Source organism: Micromonospora cremea (genome assembly GCF_900143515.1).
Lineage (GTDB): Bacteria > Actinomycetota > Actinomycetes > Mycobacteriales > Micromonosporaceae > Micromonospora > Micromonospora cremea.
Genome location: NZ_FSQT01000001.1, coordinates 1,843,832 through 1,863,785 on the forward strand (window position 1 = coordinate 1,843,832; position 19,954 = coordinate 1,863,785).

Here is a 19,954-nt window from a genome sequence, read left to right on the forward strand (position 1 = left end):
TCAACCGTTGCGTGCCCCACCGGTGCTGCTCACCTGGTCGGCAGTGGGCTCACCCGCACCTCGCTCGCGGTGGCGGTCACCAGGTGCCCCTCCGGCACCGGCCGCCATCCGGGATCGTCGTCGTGCGGCTCGGAGGCGAGCAGCACCGAGCCGGCCGCCGCGCGTACCGACAGCGCGTGCCCGGCCACGCTGGCCACCGCCCGGCGCCCGTCGGTGAGCAGCAGGTTGAGCCGTGACCCCGGCGCCGCCGCAGCCACGTCGGCCACCGTCTGCCCCACCGCCTCCGCTGGATCGGTGCCGGCGCGCAGCCGCTGCCGGACCAGCGCCCAAAGCAGCGCCGAGTCGGTGGCCGCATCCAGCGTGAGCAAGTCGCGCACCGGCAGGCCGGCGGCGAGCGGCACCACGACGTCCGGCCAGCCGCGCACCACCCCGTTGTGGCTGAACAGCCACCGCCCCTCGGCGAACGGCGCGGCGGCGTTGTCGAGCACCGCCATCCCGACGGTGGCCGAGCGGACCGCGGCGAGCACCGCACCGGCGCGGGTCACCGCCGCGAGCTGGGCGATGGTCGGGTCGCTCCAGATCGGCTGGGCCCGCCGATAGCGCACCGGGTCGCCGTCACCCGGGTACCAGCCGATGCCGAACCCGTCGGCGTTGATCGTGCCGCCACCGCGCATGTCGCGCGGCGCCCAGGACTGCCGCACCAGCGAGTACTGAGGATCGAACAGCAACTCGGCCAGGGTGACCGGCGGCCCCAGATAGGCCAGGTGGCGACACATCAGCGCACCCCGCCGGCCGGCGTGCCGGTAGCACTGCGGATCACCGGTGCGACTCGTCCGGACGCGCGTCGCGGGCGCAGCGGAAGCCGCTGAAGATCTGCCGCCGGATCGGATAGTCCCAGTTGCGGAAGGTGCCCCGGCAGGCCGACCGGTCGGTGCCGAACGAGCCGCCCCGCAGCACCCGGTGGTCGTCGCCGAAGAAGACCTCCGAGTATTCCCGGTACGGAAAGGCGGTGAAGCCGGGATGCCCGCGGAAGGTGGTCGAGGTCCACTCCCAGACGTCACCGATGAGCTGGTGCACGCCCAGTGGTGAGGCGCCGGCCGGGTACGCCCCCACCGGGGCCGGCCGCAGGTGGCGTTGGCCGAGGTTCGCGTGGGCGTCGGTCGGGTCGTCGTCGCCCCACGGGTAGCGGCGGGACCGCCCGGTCACCGGGTCCCACCGGGCCGCCTTCTCCCACTCCGCCTCGGTCGGCAGCCGCCTGCCGGCCCACGCCGCGTACGCCTGGGCCTCGTACCAGCACACGTGCACCACCGGCTCGTCCGCGCGGACCCGGTCCCACCGGCCGAACCGCTGGTACGACCAGCCGTCGCCGTCGGGGCGCCAGTGCAGCGGCGCGCTGAGCTCCTCCTGGAGTCGGTGCGCCCAGCCCGCCGGGCTCCACCAGCGCGGGTCGGTGTAGCCACCGTCGGCGATGAAGGCCTGGTACTGACCGTTGGTGACCGGAGCGGCGTCGATGACGTACGCGGGCAGGTCCACGCGGTGCGCGGGGCGCTCGTTGTCCAGGGCCCACGGGTCGGTGTCGGTGCCCATGGTGAACGGGCCGGCCGGCACCAGCACCTCCCCGGCGACCGCGGCGGGTGGCTCCGGCGGGGGCGGGGCGTGCAGCACCGCCGGCCCCGAGCGCAACTGGTGGGTGGCGAGCATCGTCTCGTCGTGCTGCTGCTCGTGCTGGACGATCATGCCGAAAGCGAACCCGTCGGCGACCAGCGGCCGCTCGGTGAAGGTCACCGCGTCGAGCAGGTCGTGCACCTTGTCCCGGACCGTGCCCAGGTAGGCGCGCGCCTCGGCGGGTGGCAGCAGGGGCAGCGCGGGGCGGTCCCGGCGAAGTTGCTTGAACGCGTCGTACAGCTCGTCGATGTCGCGCCGGACCGGCTCGCGGCCCCCGACGTCGCGGACCAGCCAGAGCTCCTCCTGGTTGCCGACGTGCGCCAGGTCCCACACCAGCGGCGACATCAGCGGCGAGTGCTGGCGCATCAGGTCGGCGTCGTCGACCACCTCGGTCAGCAGGGTGGTGCGGGACCGGGCCCGCGCCAGCTCCGCCGCGATCCGCACTCGCAACTGCTCCCCGTCGGCGGGTCCTGTCATGCTCGCGGTCACCACGTCGCGGTTCGTTCCCGACTGCGGGGCTCGCAACCCCGGCTCACTCCTCGCGCTCACCGGTCTCCCCTTTCCGCGGCGGCCAGCCGCCGCCGTACGTCGCGCTGGATCTCGTCGTGGGTGCCGGCCGGCAAATCGAGCCGGGGCAGCGTGGTCAGGGCCAGGTCGAAGAGCGCCGCCGCGGCGGTGGCCAGGGCCCGGTCGGCCAAGCCGTGCCGGGCGGCGGCCGACCAGCGGTGCGCCACCGGCGCGCCGATCGCGTACGCCGAGCGCACGGTGCCCGGGTCGGCGAACAGGGCGGTGAGCACCGCCGTCGGGAGCCGCCAGTCCCGGCCGGGCTGCGCGTCCAGGTAACGCAGCTCCAGGTAGCCGCGTGGACGCACCGGCGGAAAGAGGGTGCTGACGTGGTAGTCGAGGTCGTCGGTGGTGGGTGGGCGGGGCAGCGCGCCGTCGAGCCAGTCGGCGAAGGTCACGCCGGGTGGCGGGGTCCAGTCCGGGCCGTGCCGGCGCAGGCAGAGCAACGGGGCGGCGAGCACGTACCGGATCCAGGTGGCAATCGGGTCCTCGTCGGCGCGGCCCGGTGCCCAGACCGGGCGGGTGCGGGCCGGATCGATGGCCAGCCAGGCGGCCATCCGGGCGGAGGCCCAACCGGTGCGCCGCCCGGCGTGCCGGCTGGCGGAGGCGAACGCCGCGAGCAGCGGCGGGCCGACCGCGTGGGCCGCGGACCACCGCGCGGCGACCTGGTCCGGCTCGCCGGCGTCGAGGCAGACCTGCAGGCCGGCGGTGCTGTACATCATCGTCCGGCCGGCCGGACCGCGCCGGTCGAAGGCGCCGCGCATGGCGCGGTAACGGGGAGTTTCCAGCACCGGGCGAGGCCGGCGGTGCGGGTCGATGCCGCTGCGGCCGAGGATCAACCCGGCGGCGGCCAGCAGGTCGGTGACCTGGGCGATGTCGGCCTCAGTGGCCTGGATCAACGCGGCGATCGAGGAGCGCGGCGGGGTGGAGATCTCAAGCTGGCCGCCCGGCTCCACGGTCACCGTGCCGCCGTGTCGCAGCGGCTCGGCCGGGCTGGTCGCGTCCAGCGTGACGGGGCTGTGCCGCCCCAGCGCCGCCCGGAGCCGCGCCGGATCGACGGCTCGGGCGGGATCGGCGGCGTCGTGCACGGTCCATTCCAGTTCGACGCCGGTGCGGGTGGGCGGGCCGGTCTTGAAGCAGATCCGGGCGAGGTGCCGGCCTGCGGCACCGGACTCGCGGAGGATCGCGCGGCGGTCCAGCTCGGGCGACGTCACCAACGGTCGGGCCCCCTCTCCGTGCGCCGGCTCCGGAACACTGTGCCACCGTAAACTCACCCACCGACACCGTCGGGGGCGTCCACGGCGCCACCAACCTCTGTCTAACAGACGAATTTCCCGGTGCAGGGCGGAACGAACGGCCGCGGCCGTCGGACGCTCACTCCGGGGCGGGCCGGCCGGTCGCCGGGTGTGACGCCTTGACCTTCGCCGATGTGGACGGCTTCGCCTCAGGCGCCAACCGCTGGCAGTACGCCTCGACCTCGCCGGCGCCGCCGGCGGCGGTCACCAGCTCCTGGAAGGCCGGGGTCCCCAGCGCGCCGTCCCGCTGCTCGGGGTTCTTGGCCTGCCAGGCGTGGCACAGTCCGCGCAACTGGCCGACGGTCGCCGCGCCCGCGGAAGGTGTACCGGTGGCGGACGGCGAGCCGGTGACGGACGGCGTGCCGGGCGTCGACCGGCTGGGCGCGGCAGTGCGGTCGACGGACGGGGTCGCCTCGACGTCGCTGGGGGTCGGCGACGGGCTGCTGGGGGTCACCGGCACCGGGTCCGGCGCCCGGTCCAGGGTGACCGCCGCGAACGCGGCGCCCGCGGTGGCGGTGGCCGCCAGCGCGCCGATCCAGGCCACCGCGCTGGTGGTCAGCCGGCGGCGGTGCGGCCGGCGGGCCGCGGTGGGCGCCGGGTTGGCCCGAGCAGCCCGGAACGCGGCCAGTGCGGCCTCCTCACCGGCCAGCTCGCCGGGCCGGGCCGGGCCGGCGGCCGCGGCGAGCAGCCGGGCCAGCGGGTCCGCCGCGTTCACGTCGGCGTCGGCGGGGGTGGACGCGCGGATCTGGGCCGCTGCGGCGTCCGGGTCGGCGGGGGTGGACGCGCGGACCCCGTCCGGCGCGGCGTCGGGAGCGCCGGCGCGGGTCGCGTCGAGCAGCGGTTCGGTCTCGGCTCGCTCGGCCCGTCGGTCCGACGGGTTCGGGTTCATCCGGAATCCCCTCACGTCAGCCGTCCGCCGGTTCAGCGTGCGACGTCCGCGGGGACCGGCCGGTGCGCGGACGGGGCGGCACGTCCTCGGTGCCCGCCGACGGCGTGACGCCGTCGGCGCCCAGAGACGGCGCGACATCCCCGGCGTCGGCCGGCGGCGTGACCGGTTCCTGCCGTTCCATCAGAGCGGCGAGCCGCCGCAGGCCTCGGTGGGCGGCGGTCCGGACGGCGCCGGCCCGGCGGCCCAGCACACGGCCGGCGGACTCCGCGTCCAGGCCGATGACGGCCCGCAACAGGACCGCCTCAGCCTCGCGGGGCGGCAGGGTGGCGATCAGGGCCAGGGCCGCCTCGGTACCGATCGTCTCGCCCGCCCGCTCGGCGGTGTCCGCGTCACTGGCCAGGTCGGCGAGCGCCTGCACCGGAACCGGCAGCGACGGTCGGCGGCGCAGCCGGCGCAGGTGGTCCATCGCCCGGTTGCGGGCGATGGTGACGGTCCAGGCGCGGAACTCGCCGCCGGTGAAGCTGGGCAGGTCGCGGGATATCTGCAGCCAGGTCTCCGACGCGACGTCCTCGGCGTCGGCGCCCACCAGGGCGGTCAGATAGCGCAGCAGGCCGGGTTGGAGGCTGCGGTAGAGAAAGCGGAAGGCGTCCTCGTCCCCGTCCTGTGCTGCGGTGACCGCCTCCGACAGCTCGCCGGTCATCCGCGGGCCACGGAACGTCCGGGGCGCCCCGGCCCGATCCACCGCACCGGAGCATTCCAGGCGCCGTGAACCGTCGGCCCGACCAGCTCCCGCACCGCACCGCCCCTCCGCCGAACGTGATCGCGCCCGCGCCGTGGTGGGTCGGGGCGGGATGTCTGGACCAGCGCCACGGCGGGCGGTTCTCGACGCGCTGCCCCCCGGCTGGCCCGAGCCGGGCTAACGCTAGGAGGGAACCAGAGGGGGCGACAAGTCGGCACCACGTCACGGAAGAGTGACAATTATCTAGCCTGCCGGACGGCGTGTCGCTGTAACGGACCGTGACCAACGGGCGCTCCGCGTGCCAAGGGGCGCTCTTGCGCCGTCGCCGGGCAAGCGCACGCCGCAGTGTGTCGGGTTTCGTCACAGAGTGTTGCCACAGCGTCACAGGCCGGTCCATGTCCACACAGGTCAGACCGGATGGACCGGGTAGCTACGGCCACCCGGCCGGGCAGCCGCAGCGCGCCGTTCCGCGCCGCTTTGGGTACGGTAATGCCGTGTTGTCATCGGAGGTCGTGCTCAGCGGTCGGTACCGCCTGGACGAACGTGTCGCCACCGGCGGCATGGGCGACGTCTGGCGTGCCTCTGACCTGGTCCTCGGCCGTCAGGTCGCGGTCAAGGTCCTGCTGCCGGCGCTGGTCTCCGACCCTGATTTCATCGCCCGGTTCCGGGCCGAGGCGCGGATCATGGCGGCGCTGCGGCACCCGGGCATCGTGCAGGTCTACGACAGCGGCGAGGACGACCTGCCCGACGGCAGTCGGGCCGACTACCTGGTCATGGAGTTCGTCGACGGCGAGCCGCTGTCCAAGCGGATCGAGGCGGCCGGCCGGCTCGACGTGGCCGAGACGATGTCGATCGTGGCCCAGGCGGCCCAGGCGCTGAACGCGGCGCACCGCGGCGGCATCGTGCACCGCGACGTCAAGCCCAGCAACCTGCTGGTGCAGGAGGACGGCTCGGTCGTCCTGGTGGACTTCGGCGTGGCCCGTTCCACCAACGTCACCAGCATCACCAGCACCAACGCGGTGCCGGGCACGGCTCTTTACATGGCGCCCGAGCAGGCTGCCGGCCGGCCGGTCAGCGGCGCCACCGACATCTACGCCCTGGGCGCGGTGGCGTACTGCTGCCTCACCGGCGGTCCACCGTTCACCGGCGACAACCCGCTCCAGGTCGCCGTCCGGCACCTGGACGACGAGCCGCCGGAGCTGCCGCACGACATCCCGGAGGCCGTCCGCGCGCTGGTGTCCCAGGCACTGGCCAAGGATCCGCTCGATCGGTTCAGCAGCGGCGCGGCGATGGCCGAGGCGGCCCGGTCCGCGGTGACCGGCGGCGAGCCACCTACGGCGATGGTGACGGCGACCCCGCTGCGCAACGCCGGACCGGGCACGCGCACGGACGTGCCGCTCGGCGCGGCGGTGGCCGGCCGTCGGCGCCGGCGGGGCCCGCTGGTCGGTGCCGGGGCGGTCGTGCTGGTCGCGCTGGTCGGTCTGGGCGCAGCCCTGGGCGCGGCGCGTCACGCTGGCGAAGACCCGGCGATCACCGTGCCGACGACCGCGCCGGCGGTGGCGCCGACGAAGCAGGTCGACCTGCCTGCGGCGAACCCGCAGAAAACCGTGACTCCGGTCCGGCCGAACCGGCCGAACGTCCCCGCCAACAGCCCGTCGGCCTCCGTGAGCGCGACGCCGAGCGCCCAGCCCAGCGAGTCGGCCAGCCCACCGTCGCCGACCCCGAGCGCCACCACCGCGTCACCCACCGTTCCGGCGACCACCCCGGCCAGCGAGCCACCGTCACCTTCGGCCGAGCCGTCCACCAGCACGAGCCCGCCGCCGGCCAACCCGGAGGATCCGACCGTCTGAGCCGGCGGGCGCGGAGGCCTCGGTGAACCCCACCAGCACCGATATCCCCAAAACGGACTTACGTCACCGAAGACCCCTCTAGGCTCTCAGCAGGTCATTTCCACCATCTGCCGCGGGAGCCCTGGTGAGCGCCGAGAAGCTGGTCGTGATCGGCCAGGGGTACGTGGGACTGCCGTTGGCCATGCGAGCCGTCGAGGCGGGGCTGGACGTGGTCGGCCTCGACGTCGACGCCGACCGGGTCAAGCGGCTCGCCTCCGGCGAGTCGTTCGTCGAGGACATCCCCACCGACCGGCTGGGCCGTGCGCTGGGCAGCGGCCGATACCACCCGAGCACCGAGTACGCCGACGCCGAGGGCTTCGACATCTGCGTCATCACCGTGCCCACCCCGCTGCGCGACGGCACCCCCGACCTGAGCTTCGTCGAGCAGGCCGGCATCGACATCGGCCCGTATGTGCGGCCGGGCAGCACGGTGATCCTGGAGTCGACCACCTATCCGGGCACGACCGAGGAGCTGCTGCGCCCCCTGCTGGAGTCGGCCAGCGGGCTGCACAGCCCCGGTAACTTCCACCTCGGCTACAGCCCGGAGCGGATCGACCCGGGCAACCCGACCTGGCGGCTGGAGAACACCCCGAAGGTTGTCTCCGGAGTGGATTCGGCGTCGCTGGCCCGGGTGGACGGGTTCTACCGGCGCCTCGTGCAGCGCACCGTACCGGTGGACTCCACCCGGGTCGCCGAGCTGACCAAGCTGATCGAGAACACCTTCCGGCAGGTCAACATCGCGCTGATCAACGAGCTGACGATGCTCTCGCACCACCTGGACATCGACGTCTGGCAGGCGATCGACGCGGCGGAGACCAAGCCGTTCGGCTTCCTGCCGTTCCGTCCCGGCCCCGGCGTCGGCGGGCACTGCCTGCCGATCGACCCGTGCGATCTGTCCTGGCAGGTCAAGCGCCGCCTCGGCCGACAGTTCCGGTTCATCGAGCTGGCCAACGACGTCAACCACGAGATGCCCGAGCACGTCGCGCAGCGGATCATGGCTGGGCTGAACCGGACCGGCAAGGCGGTCAGCGGCGCCCGGCTGCTGCTGCTCGGGCTGGCGTACAAGAAGAACACCGGCGACATGCGGGACTCCCCAGCGGTGGACGTGGCCCGGCGGTTGCAGGCCCTCGGCGCCGAGGTCCACGCGGTCGAGCCGTACGCCGAGGCACACCACATTCCCGCCGGGGTGACCGTGGTGGGGCTGACCGAGCGCGAGGTGCAGGCGGCGGACGGGGTGGTGGTGGTCACCGACCACGACACCTTCGACTACGACCTGGTGGTCCGGCACGCCCGCTACGTCTTCGACACCCGCAACCGGTGCGCCGGCCCGATGGTCGAGCGCCTGTAGACCCGGCACCGCTGGCCGGTCCCGCCGCCGGGGAAGACGGCGGGGCCGGCCGGCGGATGTCCGTCCCCGTCGCCGCGGTCACTGGTCGCCGAGCGCCTCGACGACCGGCCGGGACAACGCCCGGCGGGCCGGTAGCACCGAGGCGAGCAGGGCGGCCAGCACCGCGACGCCGAGGATCAGCCCGAGCTGACCGAACGGCAGCACCACATGGAACTCCCCGCCGAGGCGGGCCAGCAGGGCCATCGCGGCGGCGCTGACCCCGGTGCCCAGGCCGACCCCGAGCACCGCGCCGACCAGCGCCATCAGCACCGCCTCCACCGCGAGCATGGCCCGCATCCGGCCCCGGGTGAGCCCGATCGCCCGCAGCACCGCGTTCTCCCGGGTGCGCTCCACCACCGAGAGACTCAGCGTGTTCGCCACACCGACCAAGGCGATCACCACGGCCAGGCCGAGCAGGGCGGTGACGAGGGCCAGCACCATGTCCACCGTGCCGGTGAGCATCTTCTTGTACGCGCCCTGGTCCAACAGGTTCACCGTCGGGTAGCGACCCAGCACCGCCTCGATCGCGTCCCGGGCCCGCTCGGCGCCCACCCCGGCGGCGGGGTCGATCTCGGCCAGGAAACCCCGCTGATCGGGAAAGAGCGCGGCGAAGTCCGCGTCGGCCATGTCGATGACGTGACCGGCGGGCACGCCGCTGGCGGGCGTGTCGTCGGTGACCACCGCGGCCACCCGGAACGGTCGCCCGCGGACGGTGACCGGGGAGCCGACCTGCCAGCCGCGCGCCTGGGCCAGCTCGCGCTGCACCAGCACCTGCCCCGGTCCGAGCCGGCCGACGGCGCCGGCGAGCACACCGGTCAACGTCCGGCCGACCAGCGCCGGGTGGGCGGCACGAACCTTGACGCCGGCGCTGACGGTGCTCCGTTGCTCGTGCACGATGCCCAGTTCGGGGCGGGCAGCCAGTTCACCGGCGAGCGGGGCGGGCAGGTCCTGGCCGATGCCGCTGACCACGAAGTCGGTTCCGATCTGGGCGTCCACGCTGCGCTCGATGCCGTCCTTGGTGCTGCGCGCGCCGACCACGAACGCTGACACCAGTCCGATCCCGATCACCAGGGCGGTGGCGGTCGCGGCGACCCTGCGCGGGTTGCGGACCGCGTTGGCCACGGCCAGCCCGGCGGTCGCCCCCGCCAGGCGGCGGGCCGGCCAGCCGAAGACCCGGACCAGCGCCGGGACGAGCATCGGTCCGAACAGCACGATCCCGAAGAAGGCCAGTACGCCGCCGACGGCCACCAGCAGCACCTGACCGGCGCTGGCGGCGCCGGCGAGCGCGGCGACGCCGGTGGCCAGCACCACCGCGCCGAGGGCCAGCCGGAGCCGACCGGCGCCCCGGCTGGGCTGCACCGCGGCGTCGGTGAGCGCGGCCACCGGGGCCACCCGGGTACCTCGCCAGGCCGGCAGCAGCGCGGCGCCGACGGTGAGCACGGTGCCCAGCAGCAGGCTGGTCAGCACGGTCGAGCCGGCCACGGTCAACCCGCCGGAGACGGGAACGTCCAGCCGCGACATCAGCAGTCGCATCCCGCCGGCGAGGGCCACGCCGAGCAGCACCCCGAGCGCGGAGGCCACCATCCCCACCACCGCCGACTCCAGCAGGGTGGCCCGGAAGACCTGCCCCCTCGTGGCGCCGACCAGCCGCAGCAGCGCGATCCGCCGGGAGCGCTGGGCCAGCACGATCGCGAAGGTGTTGGCGATCACGAAGCCGGCCACCACCACGGCGACGCCCACGAAGATCAGCAGCAACATGCTGAACTGGTCCAGGTCGCGGACCGCGTCGTCGACGGCCTCGTCGAGGATCTGCGATCGGCTCTTCACGCTGGTGTCCGCGCCCAGGACGGCGCGTACCCGGTCGGCCACCGCCGTGGCGGAGGTTCCCGGCCGGGCCGCCACCATGATCCGGCCATACCCGCGCTCGCCGGTGACCGCGAGCGCGTCCGGCCCGACCAGGCCGATGAACGGACCACCGATGTCGCGTGTGGTGCCGGCCACGTCGACGGTGCCGACCAGGGTGTACGGACGGGCCGCGCCGCCGGTGCCGCCGATCCGGACCGGGGCGCCGAGGGTGAACCCTTCCTTCGCGACCGTCGGCGCGTCGAGCACCACCTCCCCGGCACGGTCGGGCAGCCGGCCGGCGACCACGTCGTACGAGCGCAGGGCGTCCTCGGTGGGGATGGCGGCCAGCACGGCGAAACCGAGCACCGGCCGGCCGTCGGTGCCGACGACGCCACCGGTGCCGGTCAGCTCGCCGGCGGCGGCGGCCACCCCGTCCACCGTCCGGACCCGCTCGACCAGGCCGGCGGGCAGCGGTCGGTCGCCGGTCGGGTAGACGCCCAGGTCGGTGTGCCGGTCGAAGGTGCCGGCACGGTCGTACGCGCCGGCACGCATCCCATCGACGAGGATCAGGGTGCCGGCGATGAACGCGACACCGAGCACGACGGCCAGCGCGGAGAGCAGCATGCGCAGCGCCTCGGCGCGAAGTGAGCGCAGGGTCAGGCGGATCATCGCGGTCACCGCCCCCGTGCCGGCACCGGGCGGGCCGGGTCGAGACCGGCCAGGGTGTCCAGCACCTGCTCGGCGGTGGGCGCGGCGAGGTCGCCGACCAGCCGCCCGTCGGCCAGGAAGACCGCCCGGTCGGCGTGCCCGGCGGCCACCGGGTCGTGGGTCACCATGATCACGGTCTGGCCGAGGGTGTCGACGGCCTCGCGCAGCAGCCGCAGCACCTCCGCCCCGGAGCGGGAGTCCAGGTTGCCGGTCGGTTCGTCGGCGAAGATCACCCACGGCTTGGTGATCAGGGCGCGGGCCACCGCGACCCGCTGCTGCTGACCGCCGGAGAGCTCCGCGGGTCGGTGCCGCAGTCGGTCGGCCAGTCCCACCGCGGCCACCACCTGGCGCAGCCAGGCCGGGTCGGGCCGCCGGCCGGCGATGGTCAGCGGCAGCACGATGTTCTCCTCGGCGGTCAGTGCCGGCAGCAGGTTGAACTTCTGGAAGACGAAGCCGACCCGGTCGCGGCGCAGCAGGGTGAGCCGCCGGTCGTCGAGCCGGCCGAGGTCGGCCGCACCGATCCCGACCGTGCCGGCGCTCGGCCGGTCCAACCCGGCCAGGCAGTGCATCAGCGTCGACTTGCCGGAGCCGGACGGACCCATGATGGCGGTGAACCGGCCGGCGGCCACATCGAGGTCGACTGCGTCGAGCGCGACGACGGCAGCCGGACCACTGCCGTACCGTTTTTCCAGGCCACGGGCGGTGACCGCGACGCCGTTGCCGGCGTGGGTGGGAGGTGCGAGGGACATCGGGGCTCCCGGTCGAGGTGCGGATCGGACCCCTGAAACGCTATGGCCGGCGCGGCTCAGTCGATCTCCACCTGCACGCTCGACCTGCGTGCGTCCCGGGTCGCGATGCGCCCGCCCCCCGGTACGACTCAGGTCGTACGCCGGGTCATCCGCCCGGCGTGACCAGCCCGCTCTCGTACGCCAGCACCACCGCCTGGACCCGGTCGCGCAGCTGGAGCTTGGCCAGGATCCGCCCGACGTGGGTCTTCACCGTCGCCTCGGCCACGTGCACCCGGGCGGCGATCTCCGCGTTGGACAGCCCCTGCGCGACCAGCAGCAGCACCTCCCGCTCCCGCTCGGTGAGCTGCGCCAGCCGGGGGTCGGCGGTCGGGCCGGCGCCGAGCTGGCCGGCGAACCGGTCCAGCAGCCGCCGGGTGATCGACGGCGCGACCACCGAATCGCCCTGGGCGACCACCCGGATCGCGGCCAGCAGCTCCTCCGGCGGGACGTTCTTGAGCAGGAAGCCGCTCGCCCCGGCCTGCAACGCCGCGAACGCGTCGGCCTCGGTGTCGAAGGTGGTCAGCACCAGCACCCGGGGAGGGCCGGCGGGCCGTTCCGCGCAAAGCCGCCGGGTCGCCTCAACCCCGTCCATGGTCGGCATCCGGATGTCCATCACCACCACGTCGGCCTCGGTGCGGGCGAGCACCCGCAGCGCGTCCGCGCCGTCGATGGCCTCCCCGACCACCTCCAGATCGGGCTGGGAGTCCAGCACCATCCGGAACCCGGCGCGCACCAGCGCCTGGTCGTCCACGATCACCACCCGGACCGTCATGCCGCGATCACCTCCGTTGCGGGCTCCGACGGTAGCGGCAGGCGGACTTCGAGCTGCCAGCCCCCGGCCAGCCGGGCGCCGGCGGTGAGGCTGCCGTCGTACACCGTCACCCGCTCCCGCATGCCGAGCAGACCGTGACCGCCGGACGGCGCCGGGCTGACCACCGGTCGACCCCGACCGTCGTCGACCACCCGGACCGCGACGGCGTCGGCGCTGTACGCCAGGGTCAGCTCGACGGCGGCGCCGACACCGGCGTGCTTGAGCGCGTTGGTCAGCGCCTCCTGCACCACGCGGTAGATGGTCAACTCCAGGCCGGGTGGGAGCGTCGGCGGCTCGCCGTCGACGGTGTGCCGGATGCGCAGTCCGGCATCGCGGAACCGGGCCAGCAGGTCGGGCAGCTCGGCCAGGGCCAGCCGGCGGTGTTCCGGGTCGGCGGCCACCACGGGCCCGTCCGGGCCGCCCGGGCCGGTCGGGCCGGCGTCGCGCAGGACGCCGACCAGCCGACGCATCTCCTCCAACGCCTGCCGGCCGGTGTCCGCGACGACCTTGACGGCGGTACGCGCCTGCTCGGGGTCGCGGTCCAACATGAACCGCGCGCCATCCGCCTGGACGATCATCACCGCCATGCTGTGCGCCACCACGTCGTGCAGCTCGCGGGCGATCCGGGTGCGCTCCTCGGCGACGGCCGCGCGGGACTCGGCCTCACGCTCGCGTTCCAGGGTGCTTGCCCGCTCCTCCAGGCTCACCACGTAGAGGCGGCGGGTGCGCACGTTCAGCGCGACCAGCCAGACCGCGCCGGTGACCAGCGCGTACCACAGCGCGGTCGCCCACCATTTCATGACGCCCTGGGTCTGCGCGGCGGCGAGCAGCACGCCCACCGCGGCGACGGCACCCGCGAGCACGCCGTCGCGCAGCCGCTCGCCGTACTTCACCACGCTGTAGAGCGCGATCAGGACGGCGACGTCGAAGGCGAGCGGACCCCACTGGGCAACCACCTGGACCAGGGCGAGCACCGCCACCACCACGGTCACCGCGCCCGGATGCGAGCGGCGGAACAGCAGGGCCACCGCCATCCCCGCGCCGACGAGGGTGGCGGCCCAGCCGCCCGGCTGGTTCGCCGCGCCGGCCAGGCCGACGAGCACCACCAGGCCGGAGACGGCCACGTCGAAGGCGACGCCGCGCAGCGGGCGACCGAACATCGTGCGTTCCACGGTCACCCAGCGTACGTGCCGGATGTCGGATCCCCTCCGGCGTCCCTGTCGAGCTGCCCCATCTCCGGGGCGCCGAGCGTGCGGGGCCGGAGGTGCCGAGCGGGCTGGCTCAGTGACCGAGGACCTCGCGCATGCGGTCGATCTCGACGGTCTGCTCGGTGGCGACCGAGTTGGCGAACTCGCTGAGCGTCAGGTCGGAGCCGACCTTGAGCAGCTCGGTGGCCATCTCGATGGCGCCCTGGTGGTGTTCGGTCATCATCCGGACGAAGAGCCGGTCGAAGTCGGCGCCGCGGGCGGCGGCCAACTGCCGCATCGCCTCCGGCGACTGCATGCCCCGCATGGTGCCGTGGTCGTGCCCCTGGGCCTCGGGCGAGAGGCCGCGGGTCTGCAGCCAGCCGCGCATCATGCCCATCTCCGGGCCCTGGCTGGCCCGGATCCGCTCGGCGAGCGCGCGGATGTCCGGGTCGGCGGCCCGGCCGGGGGCGAGTTCCGCCATCTCCAGAGCCTGCGCGTGGTGCGGGATCATCATTCGGACGAACATGACGTCCAGCGAGTTGTGCGGGGCCGGGCCCGCGTCGCGGATCTCGTGGGCCGGGCGGGTCGCCGCCGACTCGCCCGGACGGCCGGGCACGATGATGGTCAGGTCGGTGGGAACGGGGCTGGCCGCCGGTGTCGAGGTGGCGGGTGCGGAGACCGGCTGCGCGGCGTCCGTCCCGTGGTCGCCGCCTGCGCGGACCAGAACGAACGCCACCAGCGTCAGCACCAGCGCCAGTGTGACGACCGACAGGGTCCGTGCGCGCCGACTGGTCATGGGCCACTCCCTGGGGTCGAGGTCATCGCGATGTTATCCATTGAGGAGAACGATTCGATGTGACCCAGATCACATCGATGCTCTTCATTCGGCGGTAAGGTGTCGACCATCGTCTCCCCCTTGCGAAGGGCCTCGCCGATGATCAGATTCCACATGCCACGGTTACGACAACTCCGGATCGTTGGCCTCGCCGCGACCGGGCTGCTCGTCGCCAGCGTCCTCGTCGCCCCGGCAAGCAACGCTCAGGTCGCGTCGCAGTCGGCTCCAACGACCGCCGCCGCGAACACCATCCCCGGTGTCGACGAGATCGTGAGCAGCCCCAACCTGCGCCAGATCGCCAACGTGCCAAAGGTCGCTCCCCTGGACGCGACCAACAGCGACATCGCCTTCCAGGGCAAGTACGCGTTCGCCGGCAACTACAACGGCTTCGTCATCTACGACATCTCGCGGCCCAGCGCGCCGAAGGTCGTGTCCCGGGTGCTCTGCCCGGGGTCGCAGAACGACATCTCCGTCCACGGTGACCTGCTCTTCCTCTCCACCGACTCGTCCCGCAGCGACGACTCCTGCAACAGCACCGCGCAGGCGGCGGACGTGAAGGGGTCCTGGGAGGGCATCAAGGTCTTCGACATCAAGAACAAGGCCAACCCGCGGTACGTCAAGTCCGTGGAGACCGCCTGCGGCTCGCACACCCACACCCTGGTGCCGGGCAAGAGCAGCAAGACGGTCTACCTGTACATCTCGTCGTACAGCCCGCGGGCCGAGTTCCCGGACTGCCAGCCGCCGCACGACTCGATCTCCATCATCAAGGTGCCGGTGAAGAAGCCGACCGACGCCGCGGTGATCGCGACCCCGAACCTCTTCCCGGACGGCGGTTTCCCGGGCAGTGAGACCGGGTCGGCGACCACCGGCTGCCACGACATCACCGTCTACCCGTCCAAGGACCTCGCCGCCGGTGCCTGCATGGGCGACGGCATCCTGATGGACATCCGTGACCGGGAGGCGCCCCGGGTGATCAACCGGGTGCGGGACACGGTGAACTTCGCGTTCTGGCACTCGGCCACCTTCAACAACGCCGGCACCAAGGTGATCTTCACCGACGAGCTGGGTGGCGGCGGCGCGGCGACCTGCAACGAGGCCATCGGCCCGAACCGGGGCGCGGACGCCATCTACGACATCACCGGTCGCGGTGACGCCCGGACGATGCACTTCCGCAGCTACTACAAGATCCCCCGCAACAACGCGGACACCGAGAACTGCGTGGCCCACAACGGCTCGCTGATCCCGGTGCTCGGGCGGGACATCATGGTCCAGGCGTGGTACCAGGGCGGCATCTCGGTCTGGGACTTCACCGACTCGGCCAACCCGAAGGAGATCGCCTTCTGGGAGCGCGGGCCGCTCTCGGCCGACCAGCCCGTCGGCGGTGGCACCTGGTCCGCGTACTACTACAACGGACACATCTACTCGAACGACATGGTGAAGGGCCTGGACGTCCTGGAGCTGAACGACTGGCGCACCTGGACGGCCAAGCTGGTCAAGTACAAGGAGCTCAACGTGCAGACCCAGCCCAGCTACCTGAGCCGGTAAGCACAAGCACGAAGCCGGGCCCGGTCCCCCATCTGCGGGGGCCGGGCCCGGCCACGTTCTGAGCGGGTGCGTGCGCCGGGGAGTCAGCTCATCGGCAGCTGGTAGCGCCGCTCGCCGCCACCGGTCGCGGTGACCAGCCGGACCTCGCCGCTGCGCAGGCCGTACGTCACCGACCAGCGGGTGTGCCCCTGCCGTACGGCGGCGAGCACCCGGTGCGCCGCCGTGGCGTCCAGCACCCCACCGGCCTCGGTCAGCGCGGCGGCGATCTGCCCGTATCGGCGGTCCTCGCGGCGACGCTGTTCGGGAACCCCGGCCACCGGCACGTTGGTCAGCGCCTGCCAGCCGCCCGTGCCCCGCTCCACCCGCAGCTCACCATCGACGAACTCGATCACGGCCGACGCGCCGGTCGCATCGGCCAGCAGGTAGTGCAGTGCCGGCCCGCCGTCGAAGTCGAGGTTGTGCCGGGTGAACACGGCGACCGCCTCCTCGACCGTGGCGGCCCGGTCCAGCACCAGCCGCAGGATCCGTACCGAACCGACGGTCGGCTTGCCCGGATCCGGGCGGACCGTCGCCGCGTCGTCGGCGGCCAACCCCACCGCGAGGCCCCGCTCGTTCATCCCGTCGAAGGGCAGCAGCGGCGCGTTGAGCAGCCGCCGGTCACCGGCCGGGTCCGTGCCGACCCCGAGGTAGGAGATGTCGACCAGCGAGACGGCCGCGTAGCCGTCCAGCGGATCGGTTCGCAGCACCAGCGCCGGGTTGGCGTCCCAGTCGAAGTTGCGGGCGAACAGCGGCCGGGCCGGGTCGCCCGCGGCGACGAACAGCGAGCAGCCGAACGGGCTGGGCGGGGTCGCGTCGGTGCCCACCGTCGGGTCGTATGCCCCGACGTAGGTCATCTCGTACAGCGGCAGGTCGTCCACCCGGCGCAGGCTGGCCATGGTCTGCTCGGCCTGGGCGGCGTCCTGGCGGGAGGCGGTCGGCGTGACCGCGGGCACCGGCGGCGGCCCGGTGAGCAGTGGCCCTCCGGACGTCGGTGTGGTGCAGGAGGTGAGGGCGAGCAGCAGGGCCGTCGTGACGGCCGGCAGGGTCCTGCGCATACCCGTTGGACGCTATGGGAGCGATCGATGGTTGTCCACAACGCCGGTACGGTCTGTCGGGTTCCGCGCGCCACGTGATCCCGTCCGCTCCCCCGGGACGCTCCGCCCGGGGCTGGTGCCGGTGCGGCTGCTGCTCTTCGTCACCGGCCTGTTCCTGGTGGTACAGACCCTCGGCCGGTACGGGCTGGACGACCTGGTCGCCGGCCTGCTCGGCACCGACGGCGGAGCGCTCGGCGCTGTTCGCGCCGGCGGCACCGGGGCTGCTGGCCAACGCGGTGAACAACCTGCCGGCCTACCTGGCCGGCGAGTCGGTGCTGCCCACCGGCGACGGGACCCGCCTGCTGGCGCTGCTGATCGGCACCAACATCGGGCCGCTGGCCGCCCGCTGGGCGTCGCTGGCCACTCTGTTGTGGTTCTCGGCCGGGGTGCCGGTGCCGGTGACCCGGTTCGTGGTGACCAGCGCCCTGCTCGCGGTCACCGGCACGCTCGCCGCGGTCGGCGCGCTGCTGCTGGTGAGCTGACCGCGATCCGCTACGTCGCCCTCTCCACGACGAACATGAAGCAGCCGTACACCACGTTTCGGCTGTGCAGCTGGTGCACCGCCGGGTCGGCGAACAGCTCGGCGATCACCGCCTCCGGGTCGGTGCCGTCGTGCAGCCGGCCGCCATGGATCCGGCCCCTCCGGTCGTACGCCCGCAGGACCTGGGGTCGACCCCGCCAGGCCGGCGGGTGGCCGCCGGCCGGCTCCGGACCCGGGCAGACGGCGGCGTGCGCGAAGACCGGGCCGATTTCCCGGTACGGGCCGGCGGCCACCGGCGGCGCGTAGCCGAAGAGCAGCAGCGACTCCCCGGCCTCGGCGTCGCGCAGGCAGCAACGCAGCGGTTCCCCGCCGCCCGCCGCAAGCGCCTCGACGGGTCGGTCAGCCGCGTCCCGGCCGGTGCGTCGAACGGTGTCGAGCGTCGCGACGGGCAGGGCGCGGACGCGGAAGGTGGTGCTGGTCGTCATGCGTCCAGCCTCGCCCGGCGACGCCGCGGGTGCTGGCGGCGATCGGACCTGGCGCTCGGCGCGGACCGGTGAGTCCCGGTGCGGCGTCCCGCGTCGAGGCGACCGGTCAGCTGACCGGCGACCGGCGGGGCGGCCGGGGACCGACCAGCCGGCGCACCACCGGCGCGGCATTCCACTTCGCCGCCCCGACGAGGTCGCGGGCGTGCTCCAGGACGGTGTAGTCGGGCCGGCTTAGCCCGTCGGCGATGGCCCGGTCGAGGTCGTTGCCGCACCGGCTCAGCACGGTGTCGAAGTCGCGGCGGACCGGCTCCAGCAGGTCGTAGCCGAACGAGCGGTGCAGCCGGGCGAAGAGTGGCTTGTACAGCCGGACCCGCTCGTGCAGCCCGGTGGAGTACGACATCGGGTTCTTCGGCCGCCGGCGGATGTAGTCGGGCAGCACGTCGGCGAACGCCCTCCGGACGATCCACTTCTCCTGCCCGTCGCGCAGCTTCAGCCCCAGCGGCAGGCGCATCGCCAGCTCCACCACGCTCAGGTCGAGGAACGGCACCCGGGCCTCGACACCGTGCCCCATGGCCGCCCGGTCGACCCGCTGCAACTCGGTCCGGCACAGGTTGCGGATCCGGTGCAGAAACAGCCGACGGGACGCGAGGGGGTCGACCTGGCGGTACATCGGGTACCCGCCGAACAGCTCGTCGGAGCCGTCGCCGGTGAGCACCACCTTGATGCCCAGCTCGCGCAGCCTCCGGAAGATCGGCACCGAGACCACCGCGTTGATGATGTCGCCGTACTCGGTCAGCTCGGAGATCCGGATCGCCTCACGCACGTCGGTCAGCCGGATGTCGCGCGGACGCAGCTCGACCACCTCGTGCGGCACGCCGAGGTCGGCGGCGAACCGCCGCGCGTACTCCACGTCCGGGCTGTCCGGCACGCCGACCGTCACCGCCACGCAGTCCGGGTGCATGTCCCGCACCTGCCGCAGGGTCAACGAGCTGTCCAGCCCGCCGGAGAGCACCACCCCCACGGTGAGGTCGGTCTCCACCCGCATCCGGATCGCGTCGGTCAGCGCGGCACGGACGAGCAGGGCGGCCTCGTCCGGGTCGTCGATGACCGGCAGACCGTCGCCGAGGGTGAGCAGGTCCACGTACGGGCGCAGCCGCACATGGCCGTCCGGGTCCGCCCAGCCGTGGTGCCCGGGCGGCACCTCGGCGATCGGGGCGCCGTGCCCGACCAGCGCCTTGACCTCCGAGGCGAGGTGCAGGCATCCGGGCCGCCGCGACCAGTACAGCGGCTTCACCCCGAGCGGGTCGCGGGCCAGGTACGCCCGGCCGGTGCCACGCTCGACGACCGCGAAGGCGTACTCGCCGCGCAGCCGGGTCACCGCCGCCTCGCCCCACTGCTCGAACGCGGCGAGCAGCACCTCGGTGTCGCTCTCGGTGCGGAACACCTGCCCGAGCCGGGTCAGCTGCGCGCGCAACTCCCGGTGGTTGAAGATCTCGCCGTTGAAGCAGAGCACCCAGCGCTCGTCGGCCGAGGTCCACGGCTGCACGGCCCGGTCCCGGTCCACCACCCGCAGCCGGCGGGTGCCGGCCAGCAACCCGCTCTCGGACCGGGTCTCGGTGACCTCGCCACGGGAGGCCAGGACGCTGAGCATCCGCCGGAAGGTCGCCGGATCGGCCTCGGGGCCGATGCTCAACGCGATGCCGCACAC

17 protein-coding genes are annotated in these 19,954 nt (G+C 73.7%); 4 read left to right on the plus strand and 13 right to left on the minus strand.

The window, feature by feature from the left end:
- Positions 1-29 precede the first annotated feature (29 nt).
- From egtC to BUS84_RS08495, 5 genes are all read right to left on the minus strand, one after another.
- Positions 30-776 (minus strand): ergothioneine biosynthesis protein EgtC, encoded by a 747-nt coding sequence (gene egtC / locus BUS84_RS08475; protein ID WP_074310279.1) that lies wholly within the window; start codon positions 774-776, stop codon positions 30-32.
- Between the two features lie 40 nt (positions 777-816).
- Positions 817-2,142, minus strand: a complete 1,326-nt coding sequence (gene egtB, locus BUS84_RS08480; protein WP_074312330.1) for an ergothioneine biosynthesis protein EgtB — start codon at positions 2,140-2,142, stop codon at positions 817-819.
- Positions 2,143-2,210: 68 nt separating this feature from the next.
- Complete coding sequence (gene egtA, locus BUS84_RS08485) at positions 2,211-3,446, minus strand: ergothioneine biosynthesis glutamate--cysteine ligase EgtA (RefSeq protein ID WP_074310281.1); 1,236 nt, start codon at positions 3,444-3,446, stop codon at positions 2,211-2,213.
- 157 nt (positions 3,447-3,603) lie between these two features.
- On the minus strand, positions 3,604-4,413 hold the full coding sequence (locus BUS84_RS08490; RefSeq protein WP_074310283.1) for a hypothetical protein: 810 nt from the start codon (positions 4,411-4,413) through the stop codon (positions 3,604-3,606).
- 16 nt (positions 4,414-4,429) lie between these two features.
- Positions 4,430-5,113: an RNA polymerase sigma factor gene (locus BUS84_RS08495; RefSeq protein ID WP_074310285.1), complete on the minus strand. Its 684-nt coding sequence runs from the start codon at positions 5,111-5,113 to the stop codon at positions 4,430-4,432.
- Positions 5,114-5,646: 533 nt separating this feature from the next.
- On the opposite strand from BUS84_RS08495, the gene BUS84_RS08500 reads away from it, so the two are divergent.
- Together BUS84_RS08500 and BUS84_RS08505 are read left to right on the plus strand one after the other, a co-directional pair.
- Entirely contained in the window at positions 5,647-7,002 is a 1,356-nt protein-coding gene (locus BUS84_RS08500; RefSeq protein WP_208869554.1) for a serine/threonine-protein kinase, read from the plus strand.
- A 124-nt stretch (positions 7,003-7,126) separates the two neighbouring features.
- The gene (locus tag BUS84_RS08505) at positions 7,127-8,389 is read left to right on the plus strand and encodes a nucleotide sugar dehydrogenase (protein ID WP_074310289.1); all 1,263 of its coding nucleotides are present in this window, start codon (positions 7,127-7,129) and stop codon (positions 8,387-8,389) included.
- Between the two features lie 78 nt (positions 8,390-8,467).
- On the opposite strand, the gene BUS84_RS08510 is transcribed toward BUS84_RS08505, so the two are convergent.
- The 5 genes from BUS84_RS08510 to BUS84_RS08530 form a co-directional block, all read right to left on the minus strand.
- Complete coding sequence (locus tag BUS84_RS08510; RefSeq protein WP_074312332.1) at positions 8,468-10,942, minus strand: ABC transporter permease; 2,475 nt, start codon at positions 10,940-10,942, stop codon at positions 8,468-8,470.
- A 5-nt stretch (positions 10,943-10,947) separates the two neighbouring features.
- Positions 10,948-11,730, minus strand: coding sequence for an ABC transporter ATP-binding protein (locus tag BUS84_RS08515; RefSeq protein ID WP_074310291.1), 783 nt, complete (start codon positions 11,728-11,730; stop codon positions 10,948-10,950).
- 145 nt (positions 11,731-11,875) lie between these two features.
- Positions 11,876-12,541 (minus strand): response regulator, encoded by a 666-nt coding sequence (locus BUS84_RS08520; RefSeq protein ID WP_074310293.1) that lies wholly within the window; start codon positions 12,539-12,541, stop codon positions 11,876-11,878.
- On the minus strand, positions 12,538-13,758 hold the full coding sequence (locus tag BUS84_RS08525; protein ID WP_074310295.1) for a sensor histidine kinase: 1,221 nt from the start codon (positions 13,756-13,758) through the stop codon (positions 12,538-12,540). The genes BUS84_RS08520 and BUS84_RS08525 overlap by 4 nt, the downstream gene beginning before the upstream one ends.
- A gap of 103 nt (positions 13,759-13,861) precedes the next feature.
- Positions 13,862-14,563, minus strand: a complete 702-nt coding sequence (locus tag BUS84_RS08530; protein ID WP_074310297.1) for a DUF305 domain-containing protein — start codon at positions 14,561-14,563, stop codon at positions 13,862-13,864.
- Between the two features lie 138 nt (positions 14,564-14,701).
- Between BUS84_RS08530 and BUS84_RS08535 the strand changes: the two genes are divergently transcribed.
- Positions 14,702-16,147 (plus strand): LVIVD repeat-containing protein, encoded by a 1,446-nt coding sequence (locus BUS84_RS08535; protein WP_074310299.1) that lies wholly within the window; start codon positions 14,702-14,704, stop codon positions 16,145-16,147.
- Positions 16,148-16,230: 83 nt separating this feature from the next.
- Here BUS84_RS08535 and BUS84_RS08540 read toward each other — a convergent pair whose 3' ends face one another.
- Positions 16,231-17,241 (minus strand): linear amide C-N hydrolase, encoded by a 1,011-nt coding sequence (locus tag BUS84_RS08540; protein ID WP_074310301.1) that lies wholly within the window; start codon positions 17,239-17,241, stop codon positions 16,231-16,233.
- A 275-nt stretch (positions 17,242-17,516) separates the two neighbouring features.
- Here BUS84_RS08540 and BUS84_RS39685 point away from each other — a divergent pair, with 275 nt between their 5' ends.
- Positions 17,517-17,762, plus strand: a complete 246-nt coding sequence (locus tag BUS84_RS39685; protein ID WP_244298437.1) for a hypothetical protein — start codon at positions 17,517-17,519, stop codon at positions 17,760-17,762.
- A gap of 10 nt (positions 17,763-17,772) precedes the next feature.
- On the opposite strand, the gene BUS84_RS08550 is transcribed toward BUS84_RS39685, so the two are convergent.
- Positions 17,773-18,246: a DUF1203 domain-containing protein gene (locus BUS84_RS08550; protein WP_074310303.1), complete on the minus strand. Its 474-nt coding sequence runs from the start codon at positions 18,244-18,246 to the stop codon at positions 17,773-17,775.
- A gap of 106 nt (positions 18,247-18,352) precedes the next feature.
- On the minus strand, positions 18,353-19,954 hold the full coding sequence (locus tag BUS84_RS08555) for an asparagine synthetase B family protein (protein WP_074310305.1): 1,602 nt from the start codon (positions 19,952-19,954) through the stop codon (positions 18,353-18,355).